Below are 19,732 nucleotides of genomic sequence, written 5' to 3'. Positions count from 1 at the left end.
GCCGGCGATGACGGCTCGTCCGGTCGAGGGCGCCCGGCGCGCCGACCCGGCCGCCGCCGCGGATCCCGCGGTGCTCGCCGAGCTGCTGGCCGCCCGGTTGAGCGGTGTGCTCGGCGCGGGCGTGCGGATCGTCGACCTGCGCCGGCTGACCGGGGGCGCCAGCCGCGAGACCTGGTCGTTCACCGCGCGGCTCGACGGCGACGACCGGCGGCTGGTGCTGCGCCGCGACCCGCCCGGCATGGGCCGGCCCGCGGGCATGGCCCTGGAGGCGGCCGCGATCGGCGCGGCGGGCGCGGCCGGCGTCGCGGTGCCCCACCTGGTCGACGCCGGCACCGACCCGGCCGTCGTCGGCGCGCCCTACCTGGTCACCGAGCACGTCGACGGCGAGACCATCGCCCGGCGGCTGCTGCGCGAGGACCGCTACGCCACGGCCCGCGCCGGTATGGCGGCCGAGCTGGGCGCCACCCTGGCCCGCATCCACGCGCTGCCGCTGGCCGAGGTGCCGGGCCTGCCCAGCATCGACCCGCTGGAGCACCTGCGGGCCTCCTACGACGCGCTCGGCGAGCCGCTGCCGACCATCGAGATCGCGCTGCACTGGCTGGCCGAGCACCGGCCGGAGCCGGTGGCGGACACCGTCGTCCACGGCGACTTCCGCACCGGCAACCTGATCATCGCCGAGGACGGCCTGCGCGCGGTGCTGGACTGGGAGATCGTGCACCGCGGCGACCCCCGCGAGGACCTGGGCTGGCTGTGCGTGAGGTGCTGGCGGTTCGGCTCGCCGCTGCCGGCGGGCGGGTTCGGCTCCGTCGAGCAGCTGCTCGACGGCTACGCCGGCGTCGCGGGCTGGCGTCCCGACCCGGCCGACGTGCTGTGGTGGCAGGTCTACGGCACCGCCCGCTGGGCCGTGGGCTGCCGGGGGATGGCCGAGCGGCACCTGTCCGGGCAGAGCCGCTCGGTGGAGCTGGCCGCGATCGGGCGCCGGGTGTGCGAGCAGGAGCACGACGTGCTGCTCGCGCTGGGGCTGCCCGCCGAGCCGAGCCCGCCACCGTCGGGGGAGCCCCTGCCGTGGTCCGACCTGCACGGTCGGCCCGCTTCACCGGAGCTGGTCGCCGCGGTGGCCGAGTTCCTGCGCACGGAGGTCATGGCGGCCACCGACGGCCGGCTGAACTTCCTGTCCCGGGTCGCGGCGAACGTGCTCGACGGCGTCGAGCGCGAGCTGCGCCTGGGCCCCGAGCAGGCGGGTCGGCAACGGAGCCGGCTCGCCGCCCTGGCCCGCGACGACCAGGCCGGGCTGGCGGCGGCCATCCGGTCGGGCGCGCTGGCCGCCGACGACCCGGCGGTGCTGGGCGCCGTGCGCGCCGCGGTGACCGACCGGCTCGCCGTGGCCAACCCGCGCTACCTGCAGCAGCCGGGCCGGTAGCGCCGTCAGCGGGAGATCGACGACGAGGAGGTCGAGCAGATCGTGAGCCGGTACGAGGACATCCGCTACGAGGTGGACGGCCACGTCGGCGTCCTGACGCTGGACCGGCCGGACGTGCACAACGCCCTGCGCCGGCGTACCTACGACGAGCTGACCGAGGTCGTCCGGACGACGACCGCCCGCGTGCTGGTGATCACCGGCGCCGGCCGGTCGTTCTGCTCCGGCGACGACGTCCGCGAGCTGATGGGCGGCGGCGAGGCGAGCTCGGCCCCACGACCGGCGCCGCGGCTCACCCCCGCGGCCGGCGCGCTGCTGGGGTCCGACGTCCCGGTGATCGCCGCGGTCAACGGCCCGGCCGTGGGCTGGGGTATGGAGCTGGCGCTGATGGCCGACCTGCGGGTCGCGGCGCGGCGGGCGCGGTTCGGCGAGCTGTTCGTGAAGCGCGGGCTGTGCAGCGACGTGGCGGGCATCGCCCGGCTCGCCCAGCTGGTCGGTCGCGAGCGGGCCGCCGAGCTGCTGTTCACCGGGGAGGTGATCGACGCCGAGCGGGCCGAGCGGATCGGGCTGGTCGGCCGGGTCGTCGACGACGAGCAGCTGCTGCCGGCGGCGCTGGAGCTGGCCGGGCGGATCGCGGCCAACCCGCCGCTGGCGGTCGCGGCGCTCAAGCGCGGGCTGCGCCGGGCGCTGGACCCGGACTGGTCCGAGCTGGGGGAGTGGGTCAGCACGACGCTGGGCGAGCTGTTCGCCACCGAGGACCACCGCGAGGGCGTGCGGTCGTTCCTGGAGAAGCGCGAGCCGCATTACGTCGGGCGCTGAGCGGGCCCGCGGCCGTCAGCGCGGCGGGCGCAGCCGGTCGGCCAGCAACCCCTGGAAGTGCGGGCAGGCCATGAGGTCGTCGTGCGGGCACTCCAGACCGCCCTCGAGCATGTCGAGCGCGGCACGCGCCCGGGCGATCCGCTCCAGCAGCCGCTCGCGGTGCCCGGTCATGACCTCGTGGCGGGTGGGTGCCGACCGCGCGGCCAGCATCGTCCGGATGTCGGGGAGGCCGAAGCCGGCCTCCTTCGAGATCAGGATGGCCGCCACCCGGTGCACGTCCGCGTCGGAGTAGCGACGGCGGTCGCCCTCGCGCGCCGGTGCCAGCAGCCCTTCCGCCTCCCAGTGCCGCAGCACGTGCGTCGGCAACCCGAACCGGGCCGCCACGTCGCCGATCGACCACATGCCGTTCATTGCAGTACCGCGCCGGTGCGCGTGTCCACCGGTGTGCGCTCACCGCTCGTCGACGCCCAGGCGGTGGCGGGGGGCGCCAACGTGCGGCGCCGGTCAGCGGAGGCGGTGGGCCAACCGCCCGAGGGCCAGGGCATGCGTCCCCGGGATGTGGCAGCGCTGTTATATTAGCACTGTGACATCTTCGGATCCCACGAGGTCCCGAGGTCGGTGGCAGCCGCTGCGGGACCTGCTCGCCGAGATCGAGGCTGAGATCGAGAACGTCTACGCAGCCCGGGGCCTGCACGACGTGCGCCCGCGGTACGTCCATCCCCTGATCCGACTGGCCCACACCGGGCCACTGACGATCCGCGAGCTCGCCGAGTCGCTCGGTCGCACCCACTCGGCGATCAGCCAGACCCTGGCCGGCATGCGCCGGGAAGGACTGATCGACTCCGAGCCCGGCGAGGACGCGCGCACCCGGCGGATCACCCTCACCGAGCGGGGCCGCTCGCTCGTACCGTTCCTCGAGGCGGAGTGGCGGGCCACCGAACAAGCGGTTGCTCAGCTCGACGACGAGGTCATGCCTCACTCCCTGAGCCGAGCGGTGATCGCCACCACGGAGGCGCTGCGCCGGCGCAGCATGAAGGACCGGATCTCCGACCTCATCGGTGGCGCCATGCCTCCCCAGCCGCCGGACGACCAGAAGGCAGCACGGCAGGAGACGACCGGCGATGCCGGCGGCCCGGACGACGACGCTGATCCCGATGCCGGCTCGACGACATCGGGACCTGGTGCGAACAGGTGACCGGGCCGAGGCCGACAGCGCGGCGCCGGCCCGTTGCGGCCCAGCGGATTCGGGTTCGGCCGGCTGGGACGTGCCTGGGTCGGCACAGCCACGGGTCATCGGCCGCTGTCTCACTTCGCGAGGAGACGTAGTGCGGACGGGACTTCTGGACATCGGCCCGCTGCGGACATCGCCGGAGTTCCGCCGACTGTGGAGCGGGACGGTGGCGATCCGGTTCAGCGGGCAGATGGCCGTCGTCGCGGTGCTCTACCAGGTGTGGGAGCTGACCCGCAGCCCGTTGTGGACCGGCGCGATCGGTGTGGCGACGGCCGTTCCGACGATCGTGCTCGGCCTCGTCGGAGGGACGATCGCCGACACGTTCGATCGCCGCCGCGTGGTGCTGCTGACCAGCGTGGGTGCGGTCGTCGCAGCGGCGTTGCTGGCGGCGCAGGCGGTGGCCGGTCTCGAGTCTGCGGCGCTGGTCCTGGCCCTGGTCGCCGCGCAGACGTCCTGCACCGCGCTGGGCTTCGCGTCGCGGCGGGCGTTCATCCCCCGGCTGCTGCCGCGGCCCCAGGTCGCGGCCGGGGTGGCGCTGGAGATCCTCGCGTTCCAGGTGGCGATGCTCGTCGGCCCGGCGGTAGCCGGGGTGGTGCTGGCCCGCTGGGGTCTGGGCTGGGCCTATGCCGTCGACGCCCTCGCGATTCTGCTCTCGCTTTACGGGGTGGCCCGGCTGCCCTCCATGCGTCCCGAGGGCGGCACACCACGGGCGGGACTGCGCGCCACCGGCGAGGGACTCGCGTTCCTCTGGCGACGCCCGGCACTGCGCGGGGTACTGGCGACCGACCTGGCCGCGACCGTGCTGGCGATCCCGGTCGCACTGTTCCCGGCCATCAACCAGGAGCGCTTCGGCGGCGACCCGCACACCCTCGGACTGCTCCTCACCGCAGTCGCGGTCGGCGGCATAGCGTCCGGGCTGCTGTCGGGCGCGGTCACCAGCGCCGCCCGACCTGGCGCGGTGATGCTCGGTTCGGTCGGGGTGTGGGGGCTGGCGCTGGCCGGGTTCGGCCTGGTCGACGGCCTCGCCGCGACACTGACGTGCCTGGCCATCGCGGGCGCCGCGGACAGCGTTTCGGTGATCTCGGGAGGAACGCTCGTGCAGCTGGAGACACCCGACGGATTCCGCGGCCGAATCAACTCGGCGCAGTACGCCGTCGGTGCGGGTGGGCCCGGACTCGGCGACGCGCGGGCAGGGCTCGTCGCCGGCCTGGCCTCGGCCTCGGCCGCGGCCGTCAGCGGCGGGCTGGCCTGCGTGCTGGCGGTGGCCGTGATCGCGGGAACGCATCCTGCACTGCGACGGTGGCGACGCCGGGACCCTGACGACGACGAGGCCTGATCGCACCATCATCGAACGGCGGCCAGACCACCGAGGACTGCGGCGGTCCGCGGACATCGCCGTTCCGGTGGGCTTCCACGGTGCGGCGAGCCCGCGCACTGGTCGGCCCGGTCGGACGATCACCGCGGCCTGAACGCTTGTTATGTTGTCGCCGAGGTGCCCGACGACGACTCGGGCCCGCCCCACGAGGAAGTGGATGGTGCCCGGATGCGCATCGGACTGACCGGCTTCGGGACGAGCGTGGAGCAGGTGGTGCGCCAGGCCGAGCGGGCGGAGGCCGACGGCTTCGCCGCGCTCTGGTACCCCAGCGCCGTGCTGGGCGACCCGCTGGTCGCGATGGCGCTGGCCGGGCGGGCCACCTCCAGCATCGAGCTGGGCACCGCCGTGCTGCCCAGCTACACCTGCCACCCGGTCCTGCAGGCCGGCCGGGCCACCGGCACCGCAGCGGCCATCGGGGGCCGGCGGTTCACGCTCGGGATCGGGCCCTCGCACCGGCCGGTCATCCAGGACCGGTACGGGATGTCCTTCGCGACCCCCGGCCGGCACACCGAGGAGTACATCGGCGTCCTGGCGCCGCTGCTGCGCGGCGAAGCGGTGTCGTTCGACGGGCAGGAGTACCGGGTGCGGGCCCAGCCGCCCGCGCTGCCCGAGGGCGGTCCGGTGCCGCTGCTGCTGGCGGCGCTCGGGCCGCGGCTGCTGCGGGTCGCCGGGCAGCGCACCGCGGGCACCATCCTCTGGATGGGCACCGCCACCGCCATCGAGAAGCACGTCGCCCCGCGCATCCGCGAGGCGGCAGCGGCCGCCGGGCGGGCGCAGCCCCGGATCGTCGCCGGGCTGCCGGTCGCCGTGCACGACGACGTCGCCGAGGCCCGCGCGGAGGCCGCCTCGGTCTACTCCGTTTACGGCACCCTCCCGAACTACCAGCGCATCCTGGCCCACGGCGGGGTGGCCGGCCCGGGCGACGCCGTCCTGGTCGGCGACGAGGCCGCCGTCGAGGCGGGGATCCGGGCGCTGTTCGAGGCCGGGGCGACCGACGTCTGGGCGGCGCCGTTCCCCGTCGGGGACGACCGGTCGGCCTCCCGCAAGCGCACGCGGGCCCTGCTCACGGGGCTCGCTGCCGGGTAGCGCCCCGCTCGCCCGAATCCGCTTCGGGGTGCGGCCGATCGACTCTTGACTTCCCGCCACCGGGGCCCAGACTCAGAAACCGGTTCTAGGATCCGGTCCCGGCTGGATGGTCCTCGACACGTCAACGACGACAGGGGGAGTCGTGAAGGTGTCCTACGTGCGGTACCTCGACAGCTATCCGACCGGGCGACGCCGCGCGTTCCTGCTCACGATGGCCGTGCTCGCCAGCCTCATCACCTCCTACGAGGCGGCGATCGCGCCGGTGGTCCCGCTGCTGCTCGACGACCTGCAGATGACGCTGCCGACCTACGGCGCGATCTCCGCGGCGGCCGCGATCGCCGGGGCGGTGTCCGGGATACTGGCCGGTCGGATGACCGACAAGGTCGGGCGGGTCAAGCTCCTGGTCCCGGCCATGCTGATCACCGCTTTGCTGTGCTTCGCGATGACCCTGGTGACCACCCCCGGCGAGCTGCTGGTGGTGCGGTGCGTGCTGTCGTTCGTCGACGGCATCGCGATCGCCTGCACCGCCCCGCTCGTGCGCGACTTCTCCCCGCGGATGGGCCGTGCCACGGCGTTCGGCTTCTGGACCTGGGGCCCGGTCGGGGCGAACTTCCTGTCCGCGGCCATCGCCGCGGCCACGCTCAACCTCTTCGGCAACTGGCAGTCCCAGTTCGTGATCATGGGCGCGGTCTCGCTCGTGGTCTCGATCGTGATCGCGGCCAACATCGCCGAGCTCTCGCCGGCGCTCAAGGCCACCATCCGCCAGACCGAGCTCACCGCCGTGGGCAAGGCCACCGAGTCGCGCGAGCCGCGCATGGCCGACCTGCTGCGCAGCCGCTGCATCTGGGCGCACGTGCTGGGCATCTCGTCCTGGCTGGTCATCTACATCACGCTGCTCGTGTTCGGCCAGACGATGCTCGTGGCGACCTTCGGCGTCACCCCGGCCGAGGCCTCGCAGATCATGACCGCGTTCTGGATCCTGGACATCGTCGTGCTCATCGCGGCCGGGCGGTACTCCGACCGCCTCCAGCTGCGCCGCCCCTTCGCCGCGGTCGGCACCGCGCTCGCCCTGGTCGTGCTGGGCGTGCTGATCTGGATGACCGGCAACCCGGAGAGCACCTCGACGATCGGGCTGATGATCACCGGGATGCTGCTGGGCGGCAGCCTGGCGCTGGCCTACGCGCCGTGGATGGCGAACTTCTCGGAGAACGCCGAGGACATCGACCCGCGCCTGCAGGGCACCGCGTGGGGTCTGTTCGCGTTCGTCACCAAGGTCATCGCGGTGGTCGTGCTGCTGGTGGCGCCGCTGGTCGTGGCGTCGGTGGGCTGGTCGGGCTGGCTGATCGTCTCGCTGGTCTGCCTGGCCGCGTTCGGCATCGCGATCCTGTTCTTCGAGGGCCCGTGGCGGCGCTCGCAGCTGGCCGGGACCGCCGCGGGCGACGCGGTGCTCGCGCCCACCGCCTCGGCCGACTGACCGCGGGGCGCCCCGACCCCACCGGACGGCGGGTGGTGTGATCCACCCCGCCGGGATCGGTGGGGGAGGGGTGGCGGTGCTCGGGGTGCCGGTCTTCGCCACCGTCGGGCCCGCGGGGGTGGCCGTGTTCTGCGCGGTGTTCCTGCTGCTGGTCGGCATCGGGGTGCTCATCCCGGTCGAGGGCGGTGCCTTCGGGCTCTGAGCTCCGGCGCGGCCCCCTGGTCCCGGCGGCACCGCATCAGCTCTGGTCGAGGGGTACGGGTCGGCGCGGTCGGCTCCCCGGCAGCTGCTTGCGGGCGTACTTGTGGGTGTACATCCCGTAGTCGGCGCGGGCGAGCAGCTCGTCGGCGTCGACCGGGTCGTCGGGCTCCCCGAGCTGCACCGCCCCGGCGCTGACCTGCGCGGTGAGCTGCCGGCCCGCGATCGGGAACGGCGCGCGCAGCGCATCGGCGATGCGCGCCGCGCAGCGCTCGGCGTCGTCGCCGGACTCCAGCAGCACCGCGAACTCGTCGCCGCCGAGGCGGGCGACCGTGTCGCCGGCGCGGGCCAGTCCGGCGATGCGCCCGGCCACGCCGATCAGCAGCGCGTCGCCGGCCGCGTGCCCGAGCGTGTCGTTGACCAGCTTGAAGTCGTCGAGGTCGAGGAAGACCAGGCCGACCGGGCGCCGGTCGCGGGCGTGCAGCCCGAGGGCGTGCTCGAGCCGCTCGCGGAACTTCGTGCGGTTGGCCAGGCCGGTCAGGGCGTCGTGGTGGGCCGCGTGCTGCAGCTCCTCCTCCCGGGCCGCGACGCGCGCCACCAGCGCGGCGTTCTGGCGCAGCGCCAGGTACTGGCGGGCCAGCAGAAGGGCGATCAGCACGAGCGTGGCCAGCTTCTCGAGCAGCGACGAGCTCCGCCCGGTCACCTCGGTGCCGCTGACCACGATGAGGGCGAGGGCGACCGGCAGGTAGGGCAGCAGCCCGCCGGAGGGCACGATCGCCTCGCGGGTCGTGCGGCGTCGCCGTCGCCAGTCGCGGCCGGGGTCGAGCAGCGCCGCGACGGCCATGCAGCCGAACCCGAGGTTCCAGGTGACGTCCAGGACGGTCCCGGGCTCGTAGCCCTCGGTCGCGGTGAGGAAGACGAACGCGCTGTCGGCGACGCTGAGCACGAGCAGCCCGACGGTCAGCAGGGCCAGCGGCCGCCGGGGCGCCCCGGCCGGCACGCGGGCCATCGTGAGCACCGCCAGCACCGCGACCGCGATGTCGAGGACGGGGTAGACCACCGACACGGCCGAGGCCAGCGGTCGGACGTCCTCGGCCGTGCGCACCGCGGCCCCCAGCGCGGTGGCCCAGCTGATCAGCAGCAGCGCCGTGCTCGCGGCGAGCCCGTCGATGACGCTCTGCAGCCGCCGCACCCGTCCGCCGCGGACCGGCATCAGTAGCAGCCCGACGCAGGTCAGCGGGCCGAACCCGAGGAAGGCCAGGTCGGCGACCGAGGGGAAGGGCTCCCGGCCGGTGGCCTGCAACCACGTCCAGATCGCCTCGCCGACGGCCCAGCAGGCGAGCCCGGCCCCGAGGGCGGTCCAGGCGTGGCGGCGGCGCCCGGTGGAGCGCGACGCGCGCCAGAACCCGCACGCGGCCGCCATCGCCGAGGTGACCAGCGCGACCAGGTTGGCCACCAGCGTCTGGTCCAGGCCGGGGAGGTCGGGCAGGAAGAGCGCACCGACGGCGAGCGCCGTGACGGCGACGGCCGCGGGGATGGCCGGTGCGGAGTGCCGGCTCGGTGGTACGCCCATCGACCGTTCCTTTCGTGCCGATGGGCGATCATCGCCTGCGCGGGCCGGATGCGACATCACCTGAAAGCGGCTCAGGTGCCCGGGCAGGACCGGTTCGACGAGCCCGGGGTCGTGCGGGTGGCCACCGCGCCGTTCGCCGCCGCGGGTCAGGCCGGGTCGGCGACCACGCGGGCGAGCAGGTCGCGCAGGGTCGCCTGCTCGGCGGCGGTGAGCCGGCCCAGCTGCCGTCGGCCGCCCGCGCCGGCCAGCTGCGCGGCGCGCTCGCGCAGCTCCCGGCCCCGCGCGGTCGCGGCGACCAGCTTCGTGCGGCGGTCGTCGGGGGAGGGGGCGCGCCGCACGAGCCCGCGCCCGGCCAGCTCGTCGACCAGCGCGACGACCTGGCTGGGGTCAAGGCCGAGCGCGGCGGCGAGGTCGCGCTGGCTGATGCCGCCCTCGTGGTCGCAGGCCAGGACCAGCACCGAGTAGGGCCGCACTCGCAGGCCGATTTCGGCCAGCGACTCGTTGGTGGCCCGCACGACCAGCCCGCTCGCGCGGGAGAGCAGGAAGCCGAGGTCGTCGGCCAGCGGGGACATGATTTGCTTGATCTCCTCAACGATTGACAACGCCGACGTTAGCGGCCTGGTGTCGCCGCGGGAAGCGCCGGGCGACCACCGCGGATCCCGGCCGCGCCGGCGAGCGAGGGCTCTCAGTCGGTTCTGCGCGCCTTCCCAGCGGCGCGCGGTCCGCTGGGCGGGTCAGCTACAGACCCGCTCCTCGGAGGCCCGCATGAGCGTCCCCACCGTCCCGGCAGCCGCCGGGATCGACCCCGGCTTCAACACCTCGACCCCCCACCACCCCGATCTCGTGGTGCGCGCCACCGCGCCGGCCGACGTGGTGGCCGCGGTCCGGCTCGCCCGGGAGACCGGGCGGACCGTCGCGGTCCGCGCGACCGGGCACGGCGCCGGGCCCACCGGGCCGGGCACGATCCTGGTCGACACGGCCGGCCTGGCCGACGTCTCGATCGACCCGGTCGCGCGCACCGCCACCGTCGGGGCCGGCGCCACCTGGCAGCAGGTGCTCGACGCGGCCGCGCCGTTCGGGCTGGGCGGGTTGGCCGGCTCCGCGCCCGGCGTGGGAGTGGTCGGCTACACCCTCGGCGGCGGGCTCGGGCCGGTCGCGCGCACGTTCGGGCTGGCCGCCGACCACGTGCTGGCCCTGGACGTGGTCACCGCGGACGGCGGGTTCCGCCGCGTCGACGCCGTCGGCGATCCGGAGCTGTTCTGGGCGATCCGGGGCGGCGGGGCCGCGTTCGGGCTCGTCACCGGGCTGACCATGGGCCTGGTCGGCATCCGCGAGGTCTACGGCGGCGGGTTGTGGTTCTCCGCCGACGTCGCCCGGACCGTGCTGCGCGCCTGGCGCGACTGGACCGCGACCCTGCCCGCCTCGACGAGCAGCTCGCTGGCCCGGCTCAACCTGCCGTCCGCGCCGGAGCTGCCCGAGCCGCTGCGCGGGCGGCCGGTGGTGCACGTGCGGGTCGCGCACGTCGGCGACCCGGCGCAGGGGCAGCGGCTGGTGGCGCCGCTGCGGGCCGCGGCCACCCCGCTGCTCGACGGCCTGGGCGTGCTGCCCTACGCCGCCCTCGGCGCCATCCACGCCGACCCGACCACCCCGATGCCGGTGCACGAGCGCGGGGTCCTGCTCGCCGCCCTGCCCCCGGCCGCGGTCGAGGCGTTCGCCGACGTCACCTCGGTCGCCACCGGCCTGCCGATCGCGGCGGCCGAGCTGCGGCTGCTCGGCGGGGCGGTCGGCGGGCCCCCGGCGGTGCCCAGCGCCGCGCCGGGCCGCGACGCCGCCTTCACCCTGCACGCCCTCGGCGTGCTCGCCCCGCCGATCGCCGACGCCGTGCCCGCCGCGGTCGACGCCGTCCTGGCGCGGCTGGAGCCGTGGTCGACCGGCGGCGCGATGCCCAACTTCGCCGGCCCACCCGACGCGGTGGCCGGCGCCCGCATCCGCCGCGCGTTCGGCCCGGACGCCCTCGCCCGACTCGACGCGCTGCGCGCCGCCCTCGACCCGCGCGGCCTGTTCGCCCCCGCGGCCCGCTGGACGGCGGCCCGGTCGTGAGCGGGTGGCTGGACGCGATGCTGACCCGGGCGGCGCACCGGCACCGCACCGGTCCAGCGCCGCAGCCGTGAGCCCCGCTGCTCGGGGAGCGCCCGGCACCCGCTCAGCCGAGCAGCTCCCCGAGCAGCGCGTCGACCTCCGCGCGCCCGAGGTCGCGGCCCCGGGCGAGGTGGCGGGCCAGGTCGGCGGGGTCGAGCGCGGCGCGCACCGCCTCCGCCTCGCGCGGACCGTCCACCGGGTCCATCCGCCCGGGATGGAACCCCACCCGCTCGCCGAGCGCGTCGACCGCGCCCATCAGCGTCGCCGCCTCGGCGGCCCGGCCGGTCCCGGCGAGCACCCCGGCCGTCGTGTGCACCAGCACGAGCCAGGACGTGACGTCGCCGTCGGCACTCAGCGGCCCGCGCATGCGGGCCGCGGCGGCCAGGGCCGCGTCGAGATCGCCGTCGTCGACCGCGGCCTTCATCAGCGCCCAGGTCGAGGAGACCACGGCCCAGCCGTGCCCGGCCGCCTCGGCCACGTCGACGGCCCGGGCCAGCACCGGCCGCGCCGGCGCGGCCCCGGTGCGCCTGCGGGCCATGCCGGCGATCATCAGCGCCTCCGCGTGCACCCACGGCTCGGTGCCGGCGGCCGCCTCGGCGGCCGCCTCGGCCGCGGCCAGCGCCTCGGCCGCCGGGTCGAGGAAGGTCCGCATGTGCGCCAGCCAGGCCGCGGAGTGGGCGGTGAGCACCGCCTCGCCCGCGGCCGCGGCCAGCTCGGTGGCCGTGCGCAGGGCCCGGGCCGCGCCCGCCGCGTCGGCGGCGAGGTAGCGCAGGCCGCCCGTGCCGTGCAGCACCTGGGCGCGCAGGCCGTCCTCGACGGCGCCGGGCAGGTCGAGCGCGGCCGCGGCGAAGCGCAGGCCCTCGCCGATCGCCCCGTCGCGGTACCAGAACCACGACAGCGCCGCGCACAGCCCGGCCGCCGCGCTCGCGTCGCCCGCGGCCAGCGCCGAGCCCAGGGCGGCGCGGTGCTCGGCGCGGTCGCGGCGCAGCCCGGCCATCGTCGCGGCGGCCGCCGGACCGCGGATCTCCCGCTCGGCGGCCACCGCCGCGCGCAGCACGAACCGGCGGTGCGCGGCCTCGGTCGCGGCCCGTTCCCCGGCGCCCGCCCGCAGCAGCGCGAATTCGCGCAGCGTGCGCAGCATCCGGAACCGGCGCGGCCCCGCTCCGGGCACGGTGGCCAGCAGCGAGCGCCGGACCAGCCCGGCCACCAGCGGGACCGCGTCGTCGAACGGGTCGTCCGGGCGGGCGGTGCCCGGCTCGGCCAGCGCCGCGGCCGCGGCCAGGTCGAACGGCCCGGCGAACACCGCGAGCCTGCGGAACATCCGCCGCTGGGGCTCGTCGAGCGAGGAGTAGCTCCAGTCCGCCGTGCGCTCCATCCCGCGCTGGTGGGCCGGGGCGCCGCCCTGGCCGTCGGACGGCAGCGCCAGCCGCGACCGGTCGATCGCCGCCGCGAGCTCCTCGGCGGAGAGCACCCGCATGCGGGTCGCGGCCAGCTCCACGGCCAGCGGCAGCCCGTCGAGCTGCGCGCAGACCCGGGCGACCGCGGCCAGCTCCGCGGCGTCGGGCCGCCACCCCGGGGCCGCCGATCGCGCGCGCTGGACGAACAACCGGGTCGCCGCCCCGGCCGGGTCCAGCGGCGGCACCTCGCGCACCAGCTCGCCGGGCAGCTCCAGGGTGGCCCGGCTGGTGGCCAGCACCCGCAGTCCGGGGCAGCGCGCCAGCAGGTCCGCGAGCAGCCCGGCGACCGCGCCCACCAGGTGCTCGCAGTTGTCCAGCAGCACCAGCACCGCTCGCCCGCCGAGCAGCCCGGCCAGCGCGGCCGGTTCGGCCGCGCTCAGCCCGAGTGCCGCGGCCAGGGTCGTCGTCAGCAGGGCCGGGTCGTCCAGGACGGCCAGCTCGACGAGCACGGCGTCGGTCGCCGGCCCGAGCCGGGCGGCGACCTCCAGGGCCAGCCGCGTCTTGCCGACCCCGCCCGGCCCGGTCAGCGTGACCAGCCGGTGGTCCCCGAGGTCGGCGACGACCTCGGCGAGCAGCTCGTCGCGCCCGACCATCGCGGTGAGGGGCACCGGTATCGCGGCGCTCGGCGCCGGGGCCCGCGGAGCAGGCGCGGGGGGTGCGGTCTCCTGGGCCCGCACGGCGGCCTCGACCCGCAGCAGACCGGGCCCGGGGTCGAGCCCGAGCTCCTCGGCGAGCAGCCGGCGCACCGTGGCCACCGCGGCCAGCGCCTCGGCCTGGCGCCCGGCCCGCGACAGCGCCAGGACCAGCAGCTCCCAGCCGCGCTCGCGCAGCGGGTGGCGGGCGGTGTGCTCCCGCGCGGTCGCCACCGCGACCGCGGTGTCGCCGGCCCGCAGCCGGGCGTCGATCAGGTCCTCGGCGGCGGCCAGCCGCAGCTCGCCCAGCCGGGTCAGCTCCGGGGCCAGGAACCCGGCGTCGGCCACGTCGGCGTAGGCCGGCCCGCGCCACAGCCCCAGCGCCGCCTCCAGCAGCTCGACGGCCCGCGGCCGCCCGTCGGCCAGGGCCTGCGCGCCTTCGGCGGCCAGCCGGGCGAACCGCCGGGCGTCGACCGCCTCGTCCGGCAGGCGCAGCGCGTACCCCGGCCCCTGCCGGACGACGACCGCAGGCGGCTCGCCGCGCGCCCGCGACGGTTCCAGAGCGTGCCGGATCTGCGAGACGTAGTAGTGCAGCGTCCCGACCCCCGGCGCGGCGTCGCCCCAGACGTCGGCCAGCAGCCGGTCGACCGTGACGACCCGCGGGCCGGCCAGCACGAGCGCGGCGAGCACGGCGCGCTGGCGGGGACCGCGCAGGTCGACCGGGCGGCCGTCGACGGTGGCGGTGAGCGGCCCGAGCACCGACACCGAGACCGACCCCGGTGCCGTCACCGCGGGACCGGTCACCGGATCCGCCGCCGGACGGGTCATCGACGCTCCTCAGGCCTGCTCAGCGTGCCGACCGACGGTACCCGCCGCACCGTCCGAAGATCACTGGGAGCTCGCTCTCAGCGGCGTCCCAGTGATCTCCCAGCCGGGCCGGGGACGGTGGGGCCGACCGATCGGGAGGAGAGCGAGATGGAACGCGACCTGCACGTCGTCGTGGGCGCGACCGGGGGGACCGGCACCGCGCTGGTGCACGAGCTGCGCCGGCGCGGTCACCGGGTCCGGGCGGTCAACCGCGGCGGCACCGGGCGCCACGGCGCCGACGTCGAGGTGGCCGCGGGCGACGCCACCGACGCCGCGTCCATGCGGGAGGTCTGCCGCGGCGCCACGGCGGTCTACAACTGCGTCAACCCGCCGTTCGCCGCCTGGACCAGCACGTTCCCGGCCGCGGTGCGGGGCACGATCGAGGGCGCCGCGGCGGCGGGCGCCCGGCTGGTCTTCGCCGACGACACGTGGATGTACGGGCGGGTCGACGCGCCGATGACCGAGTCGACCCCGGCGCGCCCGGTCGGGGGCAAGGGCGTGCTGCGCGCGTGGCTCGCCGAGGCGGTGCTGGCCGCGCACGCCCGCGGCACCTGCCCGACCGTGATCGGGCGGGCCGGCGAGCTGTACGGCCCGCTGGTCGAGTCGGTGCTGGGTGCCGGGCTGTTCGGCGCGGCCGTCGCCGGGCGCCCCCCGCGGTGGATCGGCGCGCTGGACCGGCCGCTGACCCCGACCTACATCGGCGACTTCGCGCGCGTGCTGGCCACGCTGGGCGAGGAGCCCGACGACCGCGCCGCGGACCCGCTGCTGGGCCGCGTGTGGCACGTCCCGCACCCGGCCCCGCTGACCGGGCGCGAACTGGTCGGGCTGGTCCGGGCCGGCACGGGCTCGCGCGCCCCGCTGCTGCGGATCGGGAGCCCGCTGGCGCGCCGGCTGGCCGCGGTCTGGCCGCTGGCCCGCGAGGGGGCCGAGCTGGTCTACCAGTTCGAGATGCCGTTCGTGGTCGACGGCTCCGCCTTCGCCGCGCGCTTCCCCGGCTTCGACCCCGTGCCGTGGGCGGACGGGGTGGCGCGGACCCTGGCCTGGTACCGGGACCCGGTCCCGTCGCCGGACGCCGCGGCGGCGCCCGGTCGCGAGCGGGTTGTCACCGGGTAGGACCGTTGCTACGGTCGCTCCGTTGCGTTTCGCAACTCAACTCCGCGCCGACGTCGGAGCCGACGCCGGTGCCGACGGGAGGAGCGGCCGGTGAGGTACGCCGACGGGCCGTCCGTGCAGGTCGAGGTGCTGGTCGAGGCCCCCGTGCAGCGGGTGTGGGAGCTGGTGACCGACATCGACCTGCCGGCCCGGTTCTCCGCGGAGTTCGTCGGGGCCACCTGGCTGGACGAGGGCCCGCGGCTGGCCGCGCGGTTCGTCGGGCGCAGCCGGCACGACGCGCTGGGGGAGTGGGAGACCACCTCCACGGTGAACCGGTTCGAGCCGCCGCGGGCGTTCGGCTGGGCCGTCTCCGATCCGGACAACCCCTCCTCGAGCTGGTGGTTCGAGCTCGATGACGGCCCCGACGGCGTCCGGCTGCGCCAGGGCACCCGGATGGGTCCGGCCCGCTCCGGGCTGAGCCTGGCCATCGACCGCATGCCCGACAAGGAGGAGCGGATCGTGGCCCGGCGGCTGCGGGAGTTCGAGGCGAACATGCTGGCCACCGTCGAGGGCATCAAGCGCCTCGCCGAGGGGGCGCCGCGGTGACCCTGCGCGTCGGGGTGAACGCCCAGCCCGAGCAGCCCGGCATGGTCGACTACGTGCGCGAGGCCGAGCGGCTGGGCGCCGACTCGGCGTGGGCCGCGGAGTACTGGGCCGGCGACGCGCTGACCCCGCTGGCCTTCCTGGCCGCTTCGACCTCGACCATCCGGCTGGCCAGCGGGATCGTCCAGCTCGGCGCCCGGACGCCGGCCATGCTGGCGATGTCGGCGCTGTCGCTGCAGGCGCTGTCGGGCGGCCGGTTCGTGCTCGGGATCGGGGCCAGCGGGCCGCAGGTCATGGAGGGCTGGCACGGCGTGCGGTTCGACCGGCCCGTGCGGCGCACCCGCGAGACCATCGAGATCCTGCGCCGGGTGAGCGCCGGGGAGCGGCTCGAGTACCGGGGCGAGCTCTACGAGCTGCCGCTGCCCGGCGGCGCCGGCCGGGCCCTGCGCGCCCGGATGCCACCCACGCCGCTGCCGGTGCACGTCGCCGCGCTCGGCCCGGCCAACCTGCGGCTGACCGGCGAGCTGGCCGACGGCTGGATCGGCAACTCCTTCCTCCCCGAGACCGCCGCGACCTTCCTCGACCCCATCCGGGCCGGCGCGGCCGCCGCCGGCCGCGACCCCGGCGAGGTCGAGCTGACCGTGGCCGTCGGGCTGGAGCTCACCGACGACGTCGAGGAGGCCGGCCGCCGCCACGCCGAGGGCTACGCGTTCACCTTCGGCGCCATGGGCTCGGCCGGGGCCAACTTCTACGTCGAGGCGTTCGCCCGCCAGGGCTTCGACGAGGACGTGCGCGAGGTCCAGCGGCTGTGGTTGGCCGGTGACCGCGACGCGGCCCGGGCGCGGGTGCCCACCGCGATCGGGCTGGGCACCAACCTCGTCGGCACCGACGACATGGTCCGTAAGCGGCTGCGCCGCTACCGCGACGCCGGTGTCACCACCCTGCGGGCCGGTCCGGCCGGGGCGGACGTGCCCGCCCGGCTGGCCCAGCTCGCCCGGTTGCTGGAGCTGGTGGGCGAGGTCAACGCGGAGGCCCCGGCGGCGGCGGTTGCGCCAGCCGCGCGGCCAGGCCGTCCAGGATGACCTGGACGCCCAGCTCGAAGACCGCGCCGGGGTCCTGCCGATCGAACTCCGGGGCCACCCGGCGCAGGCTCGGGTAGGCCGCCATCCGCTCGCGCATCGCGGCGAGCTCGGCGGGGTCCGGACGGGGTCGCGGCGGCGGCACCGAGCTCAGCACGTGCGCGGTGAGCAACCGGCTGATCGCGGCGGCGTCGGGCCCGTCGAAGCCGGCCCCGAGCAGGATGCGCAGGGTCGTCTCGACGTGCCCGAGCCGGTGCGGCCCGGTGGGCGGGCGCTCGCGCAGCAGCTCGGCGACGTCGCGGTGGGCCAGCAGCAGCGCGCGGAACTGGCGCAGCCCGTCGGCCAGCTGGTCGCACCACGGCAGCGATGCGTCGATGTCGAAGGCGTCCGCGCACACGGCCTCGGCGACGAGGTCGAGCAGCGCGGCCTTGTCCCGCACGTGCCAGTAGAGCGTCGGTGACCGCACGCCGAGCTTCGCCGCGAGCCTGCGGGTCGACAGGCCGCTCAGCCCGACCTCGTCGAGGAGCTCCACCGCGGCCCGGGTGATGCGGTCGATGTCGAGGGGGGTGCGTGCGTCCACCGCCGCACTCTATCGGTGATAGGATCGCTCTATCAGTGATAGAGCGAGGACTGGGGTGGACACGCTCTGGACCCGCCCGTTGCAGGTGCTCACCGTCGTCTGCTCGGCGGTCTTCGTGCTCGGCACGGCGGCGCAGGCGTTCCTGGTCATCGACACCGACCTCGTCGCGCACGCGATGCGCCTGGCCGGGACGTCCGCGGCGGCGGCCGAGCGGGACGCGCCCGGCTTCGTCGCCGCGCTGCGCGTCACCGGCCTCGCCTACCTGCTCGGCAACGCCGTCGGTCTGCTCGCGCTCACCGGCCGCGCGTGGGTGTTCGCCGTCGTGCTCGTCGTGAACGCCACGCAGGCCGCGGGGGTGGTCGCCGGACTCGTGCCGGTCGTCGTGCTGCAGGCCTCGCACGACCGGTTCGGCGTTCCCGGGCTGCTGCCGACCCTGGTCACCGACGCCGGGGCGGCGCTGCTGGTGCTGGTGCTGGTCGGGTTCCTGGTCCGCTTCCGCGCCCCGTGGGCCCGCCGCCGGACCGCCGTCAGGGCCTGACGACCGGGGCGCCGCGCACGAGGGTGACCACCCGGGTCAGCGACGGGGCGCGCGGCGTCGAGCCGAACCCGAAGCGGACCGGCGGGTCGACCGGGGCGAGCGGACCGAGGTCGGTGCCGTCCCAGGTGGCACCGGCCGCCTCGATGCGGTGCAGGTCGAGGGCGCCGTAGAACTCCTCCCGGCCGGCCCCGGCGCTGCCCCGCGTGCGGACGCCGGGCAGCACCAACCGGGCCACGACGTCGACGGTCGCGATCCAGCCCGGCCGCACGGCCAGCGCGCGGGGTACCAGCCGCAGCAGCCTGCCCAGCGGTGCCCGACCGCCGGTGCTGAAGGCCAGGGCGAGCGAGGGCGCCTCGACCCGCCAGTGCACGCCGTCCGTCCGGGCGGTCACCGGGCCCACCCGGACCTCGTCGAACCGGTAGGTGGCCGCGATGAACTCCGCGACGGCCGCGGTCGGGGCCAGCAGCAGCCGGTGGCCGTCCGGCTGCTCGACCATGACGTCGGTGAACGGCCCGAACGGCGAGCGCGGCCAGTGCCCGACCACCAACCGCACGCCCGCCGCGGTGCCCAGCCCGGCGATGAACCCGTCGAAGCGCTCCGTCACGCGGTTGACCTACCCGGTCCGCGGCGCTCCCGCGCATCCGGCCCCCGTTCAGCCGCGGTCGGGTGCTCCTGCCGACCGGCGCCGCCCCGGGACGAAGATCACGTCCGGGCGGTTCGGCGCTGTCGGTGCACCCGGGCACAATGCGCGCAGTCGGGAGCAGGGGCGATCGGGTGAGAGGGGCAGGCACATGGTGAAGGGGGGCTCGCTGTCGGAGCAGGACCTGGCGGGGGCGCGGGCCGAGCTGGGCGAGGGCAAGGCGGTCACCGTGTGGTTCACCGCGGCTGCGGTGGGCGTGCCGGCCGGGGGCTCGGCGAAGGTCGTCTCCATCGGGGACCCGCCGGAGGGCGACTTCGTCCAGGTCCGCCCGGCCGGCTCGCGCGACACGATGTTCTGCGCGCCCAACGAGCTCACCCGCGTGCGCCCGACCCGCAAGCGCGCCCCGAAGGCGGCAGTGCCTGCGCCTGCACCTGCGCAGCAGGAGAGCGCCCCGGCGCCGCGGGCCCCGGTGCCGACTCCGCGGTCCGCTCCGGCCCCCGCGGCCCCCGCCCTCACGGTCGTCCCGCCGCCCCAGGCCGCCGACGGGCCGTCCGCACGATCGACTGCACCGCCGTCGTCCGCGCCGCCGTCGTCCACCCCGCCGTCCGCTCCGTCGTCCGCCGAGCGCGCCCGTCCGTCCGCGGGCCGGGCGCCGGCGCGGCCGCCGGCCGGAGTCGTGGTCACGCTGACCGCGACGCCGGAGGGCGAGTGGTCGGTGGAGGTGCTCGTGGGCAAGAAGCGCACGGTCCGGCCCACGCCGGTGTCGCCGGGGGAGGTGGCCAAGGCCGCGCGCGCCCTGCCGCCGGTCGTCACCGAGGCCATCGAGTCCTCGCTGGAAGCGGCCCGCACGCGCCAGCTCGAGCGGGTGGAGCGGCTGCGCGCCGAGCTGGAGGCCGCCCAGCGGGCCCTGCAGGACCTCAGCGACTGACCCC

At 76.6% G+C, this 19,732-nt stretch carries 19 protein-coding genes; 13 read left to right on the top strand and 6 right to left on the bottom strand.

Annotated features, from left to right (window positions below; genetic code table 11):
- Nucleotides 1–7 precede the first annotated feature (7 nt).
- Together KDL28_RS01700 and KDL28_RS01695 are read left to right on the top strand one after the other, a co-directional pair.
- Nucleotides 8–1,420, top strand: coding sequence for a phosphotransferase family protein (locus tag KDL28_RS01700; protein WP_252435345.1), 1,413 nt, complete (start codon nt 8–10; stop codon nt 1,418–1,420).
- Between the two features lie 42 nt (nt 1,421–1,462).
- The gene (locus KDL28_RS01695; protein ID WP_252435344.1) at nt 1,463–2,236 is read left to right on the top strand and encodes an enoyl-CoA hydratase/isomerase family protein; all 774 of its coding nucleotides are present in this window, start codon (nt 1,463–1,465) and stop codon (nt 2,234–2,236) included.
- Between the two features lie 15 nt (nt 2,237–2,251).
- Here KDL28_RS01695 and KDL28_RS01690 read toward each other — a convergent pair whose 3' ends face one another.
- Nucleotides 2,252–2,638, bottom strand: a complete 387-nt coding sequence (locus KDL28_RS01690; RefSeq protein ID WP_252435343.1) for a MerR family transcriptional regulator — start codon at nt 2,636–2,638, stop codon at nt 2,252–2,254.
- Between the two features lie 295 nt (nt 2,639–2,933).
- On the opposite strand from KDL28_RS01690, the gene KDL28_RS01685 reads away from it, so the two are divergent.
- The 5 genes from KDL28_RS01685 to KDL28_RS01665 all read left to right on the top strand — a co-directional run bounded on the left by KDL28_RS01685 (nt 2,934) and on the right by KDL28_RS01665 (nt 7,604).
- On the top strand, nt 2,934–3,431 hold the full coding sequence (locus KDL28_RS01685) for a MarR family winged helix-turn-helix transcriptional regulator (protein WP_252435342.1): 498 nt from the start codon (nt 2,934–2,936) through the stop codon (nt 3,429–3,431).
- The gene (locus tag KDL28_RS01680; protein ID WP_252435341.1) at nt 3,358–4,803 is read left to right on the top strand and encodes an MFS transporter; all 1,446 of its coding nucleotides are present in this window, start codon (nt 3,358–3,360) and stop codon (nt 4,801–4,803) included. Before KDL28_RS01685 ends, KDL28_RS01680 begins: the two co-directional genes overlap by 74 nt.
- 207 nt (nt 4,804–5,010) lie before the next feature.
- Entirely contained in the window at nt 5,011–5,928 is a 918-nt protein-coding gene (locus tag KDL28_RS01675) for a TIGR03564 family F420-dependent LLM class oxidoreductase (protein ID WP_252435340.1), read from the top strand.
- Between the two features lie 148 nt (nt 5,929–6,076).
- Nucleotides 6,077–7,402, top strand: coding sequence for an MFS transporter (locus tag KDL28_RS01670; RefSeq protein ID WP_252435339.1), 1,326 nt, complete (start codon nt 6,077–6,079; stop codon nt 7,400–7,402).
- 37 nt (nt 7,403–7,439) lie between these two features.
- Nucleotides 7,440–7,604, top strand: coding sequence for a hypothetical protein (locus KDL28_RS01665; RefSeq protein WP_252435338.1), 165 nt, complete (start codon nt 7,440–7,442; stop codon nt 7,602–7,604).
- Nucleotides 7,605–7,640: 36 nt separating this feature from the next.
- On the opposite strand, the gene KDL28_RS01660 is transcribed toward KDL28_RS01665, so the two are convergent.
- Complete coding sequence (locus KDL28_RS01660; protein ID WP_252435337.1) at nt 7,641–9,173, bottom strand: GGDEF domain-containing protein; 1,533 nt, start codon at nt 9,171–9,173, stop codon at nt 7,641–7,643.
- Nucleotides 9,174–9,319: 146 nt separating this feature from the next.
- Nucleotides 9,320–9,745, bottom strand: coding sequence for a MarR family winged helix-turn-helix transcriptional regulator (locus KDL28_RS01655; protein ID WP_305882167.1), 426 nt, complete (start codon nt 9,743–9,745; stop codon nt 9,320–9,322).
- Nucleotides 9,746–9,938: 193 nt separating this feature from the next.
- Here KDL28_RS01655 and KDL28_RS01650 point away from each other — a divergent pair, with 193 nt between their 5' ends.
- Nucleotides 9,939–11,273 carry an FAD-binding oxidoreductase gene (locus KDL28_RS01650; RefSeq protein WP_252435336.1) on the top strand — a complete coding sequence of 445 codons (1,335 nt, stop codon included), beginning with the start codon at nt 9,939–9,941 and terminating at the stop codon, nt 11,271–11,273.
- 103 nt (nt 11,274–11,376) lie between these two features.
- Here KDL28_RS01650 and KDL28_RS01645 read toward each other — a convergent pair whose 3' ends face one another.
- Nucleotides 11,377–14,229: an AfsR/SARP family transcriptional regulator gene (locus tag KDL28_RS01645; protein ID WP_252435335.1), complete on the bottom strand. Its 2,853-nt coding sequence runs from the start codon at nt 14,227–14,229 to the stop codon at nt 11,377–11,379.
- A gap of 147 nt (nt 14,230–14,376) precedes the next feature.
- Here KDL28_RS01645 and KDL28_RS01640 point away from each other — a divergent pair, with 147 nt between their 5' ends.
- The 3 genes from KDL28_RS01640 (at nt 14,377) to KDL28_RS01630 (ending at nt 17,045) form a co-directional block, all read left to right on the top strand.
- Nucleotides 14,377–15,381: an NAD-dependent epimerase/dehydratase family protein gene (locus tag KDL28_RS01640; protein ID WP_252435334.1), complete on the top strand. Its 1,005-nt coding sequence runs from the start codon at nt 14,377–14,379 to the stop codon at nt 15,379–15,381.
- Between the two features lie 90 nt (nt 15,382–15,471).
- Nucleotides 15,472–15,966: an SRPBCC family protein gene (locus KDL28_RS01635; RefSeq protein WP_252435333.1), complete on the top strand. Its 495-nt coding sequence runs from the start codon at nt 15,472–15,474 to the stop codon at nt 15,964–15,966.
- Complete coding sequence (locus KDL28_RS01630; RefSeq protein ID WP_252435332.1) at nt 15,963–17,045, top strand: LLM class flavin-dependent oxidoreductase; 1,083 nt, start codon at nt 15,963–15,965, stop codon at nt 17,043–17,045. The genes KDL28_RS01635 and KDL28_RS01630 overlap by 4 nt, the downstream gene beginning before the upstream one ends.
- Here the strand turns inward: KDL28_RS01630 and KDL28_RS41240 are convergent.
- Complete coding sequence (locus KDL28_RS41240; RefSeq protein WP_252435331.1) at nt 16,984–17,622, bottom strand: TetR/AcrR family transcriptional regulator C-terminal domain-containing protein; 639 nt, start codon at nt 17,620–17,622, stop codon at nt 16,984–16,986. The two genes, KDL28_RS01630 and KDL28_RS41240, sit on opposite strands and share 62 nt — an antisense overlap.
- A 55-nt stretch (nt 17,623–17,677) precedes the next feature.
- Between KDL28_RS41240 and KDL28_RS01620 the strand changes: the two genes are divergently transcribed.
- Nucleotides 17,678–18,160: a hypothetical protein gene (locus KDL28_RS01620; RefSeq protein ID WP_252435330.1), complete on the top strand. Its 483-nt coding sequence runs from the start codon at nt 17,678–17,680 to the stop codon at nt 18,158–18,160.
- Here the strand turns inward: KDL28_RS01620 and KDL28_RS01615 are convergent.
- Nucleotides 18,150–18,764, bottom strand: coding sequence for a hypothetical protein (locus tag KDL28_RS01615; RefSeq protein WP_252435329.1), 615 nt, complete (start codon nt 18,762–18,764; stop codon nt 18,150–18,152). The two genes, KDL28_RS01620 and KDL28_RS01615, sit on opposite strands and share 11 nt — an antisense overlap.
- A 187-nt stretch (nt 18,765–18,951) precedes the next feature.
- Here KDL28_RS01615 and KDL28_RS01610 point away from each other — a divergent pair, with 187 nt between their 5' ends.
- Complete coding sequence (locus tag KDL28_RS01610; protein ID WP_252435328.1) at nt 18,952–19,728, top strand: DUF6319 family protein; 777 nt, start codon at nt 18,952–18,954, stop codon at nt 19,726–19,728.
- Nucleotides 19,729–19,732 lie beyond the last annotated feature (4 nt).

Origin of the sequence: Pseudonocardia humida, from assembly GCF_023898865.1 — a bacterium.
Lineage (GTDB): Bacteria > Actinomycetota > Actinomycetes > Mycobacteriales > Pseudonocardiaceae > Pseudonocardia > Pseudonocardia humida.
Note: the sequence above shows the minus strand (reverse complement) of the source record. Positions and strands in the feature narration are given on the sequence as shown.

Bases quoted from the DNA above. Each gene is read 5' to 3' on its own strand.
- KDL28_RS01675 (WP_252435340.1), top strand. From the start codon at position 5,011: ATGCGCATCGGACTGACCGGCTTCGGGACGAGCGTGGAGCAGGTGGTG.
- KDL28_RS01655 (WP_305882167.1), bottom strand. From the start codon at position 9,745: ATGTCCCCGCTGGCCGACGACCTCGGCTTCCTGCTCTCCCGCGCGAGC.
- KDL28_RS01660 (WP_252435337.1), bottom strand. From the start codon at position 9,173: ATGGGCGTACCACCGAGCCGGCACTCCGCACCGGCCATCCCCGCGGCC.
- KDL28_RS01680 (WP_252435341.1), top strand. From the start codon at position 3,358: ATGCCGGCGGCCCGGACGACGACGCTGATCCCGATGCCGGCTCGACGA.
- KDL28_RS01690 (WP_252435343.1), bottom strand. From the start codon at position 2,638: ATGTGGTCGATCGGCGACGTGGCGGCCCGGTTCGGGTTGCCGACGCAC.
- KDL28_RS01645 (WP_252435335.1), bottom strand. From the start codon at position 14,229: ATGACCCGTCCGGCGGCGGATCCGGTGACCGGTCCCGCGGTGACGGCA.
- KDL28_RS01700 (WP_252435345.1), top strand. From the start codon at position 8: ATGACGGCTCGTCCGGTCGAGGGCGCCCGGCGCGCCGACCCGGCCGCC.
- KDL28_RS01650 (WP_252435336.1), top strand. From the start codon at position 9,939: ATGAGCGTCCCCACCGTCCCGGCAGCCGCCGGGATCGACCCCGGCTTC.
- KDL28_RS01610 (WP_252435328.1), top strand. From the start codon at position 18,952: ATGGTGAAGGGGGGCTCGCTGTCGGAGCAGGACCTGGCGGGGGCGCGG.
- KDL28_RS01640 (WP_252435334.1), top strand. From the start codon at position 14,377: ATGGAACGCGACCTGCACGTCGTCGTGGGCGCGACCGGGGGGACCGGC.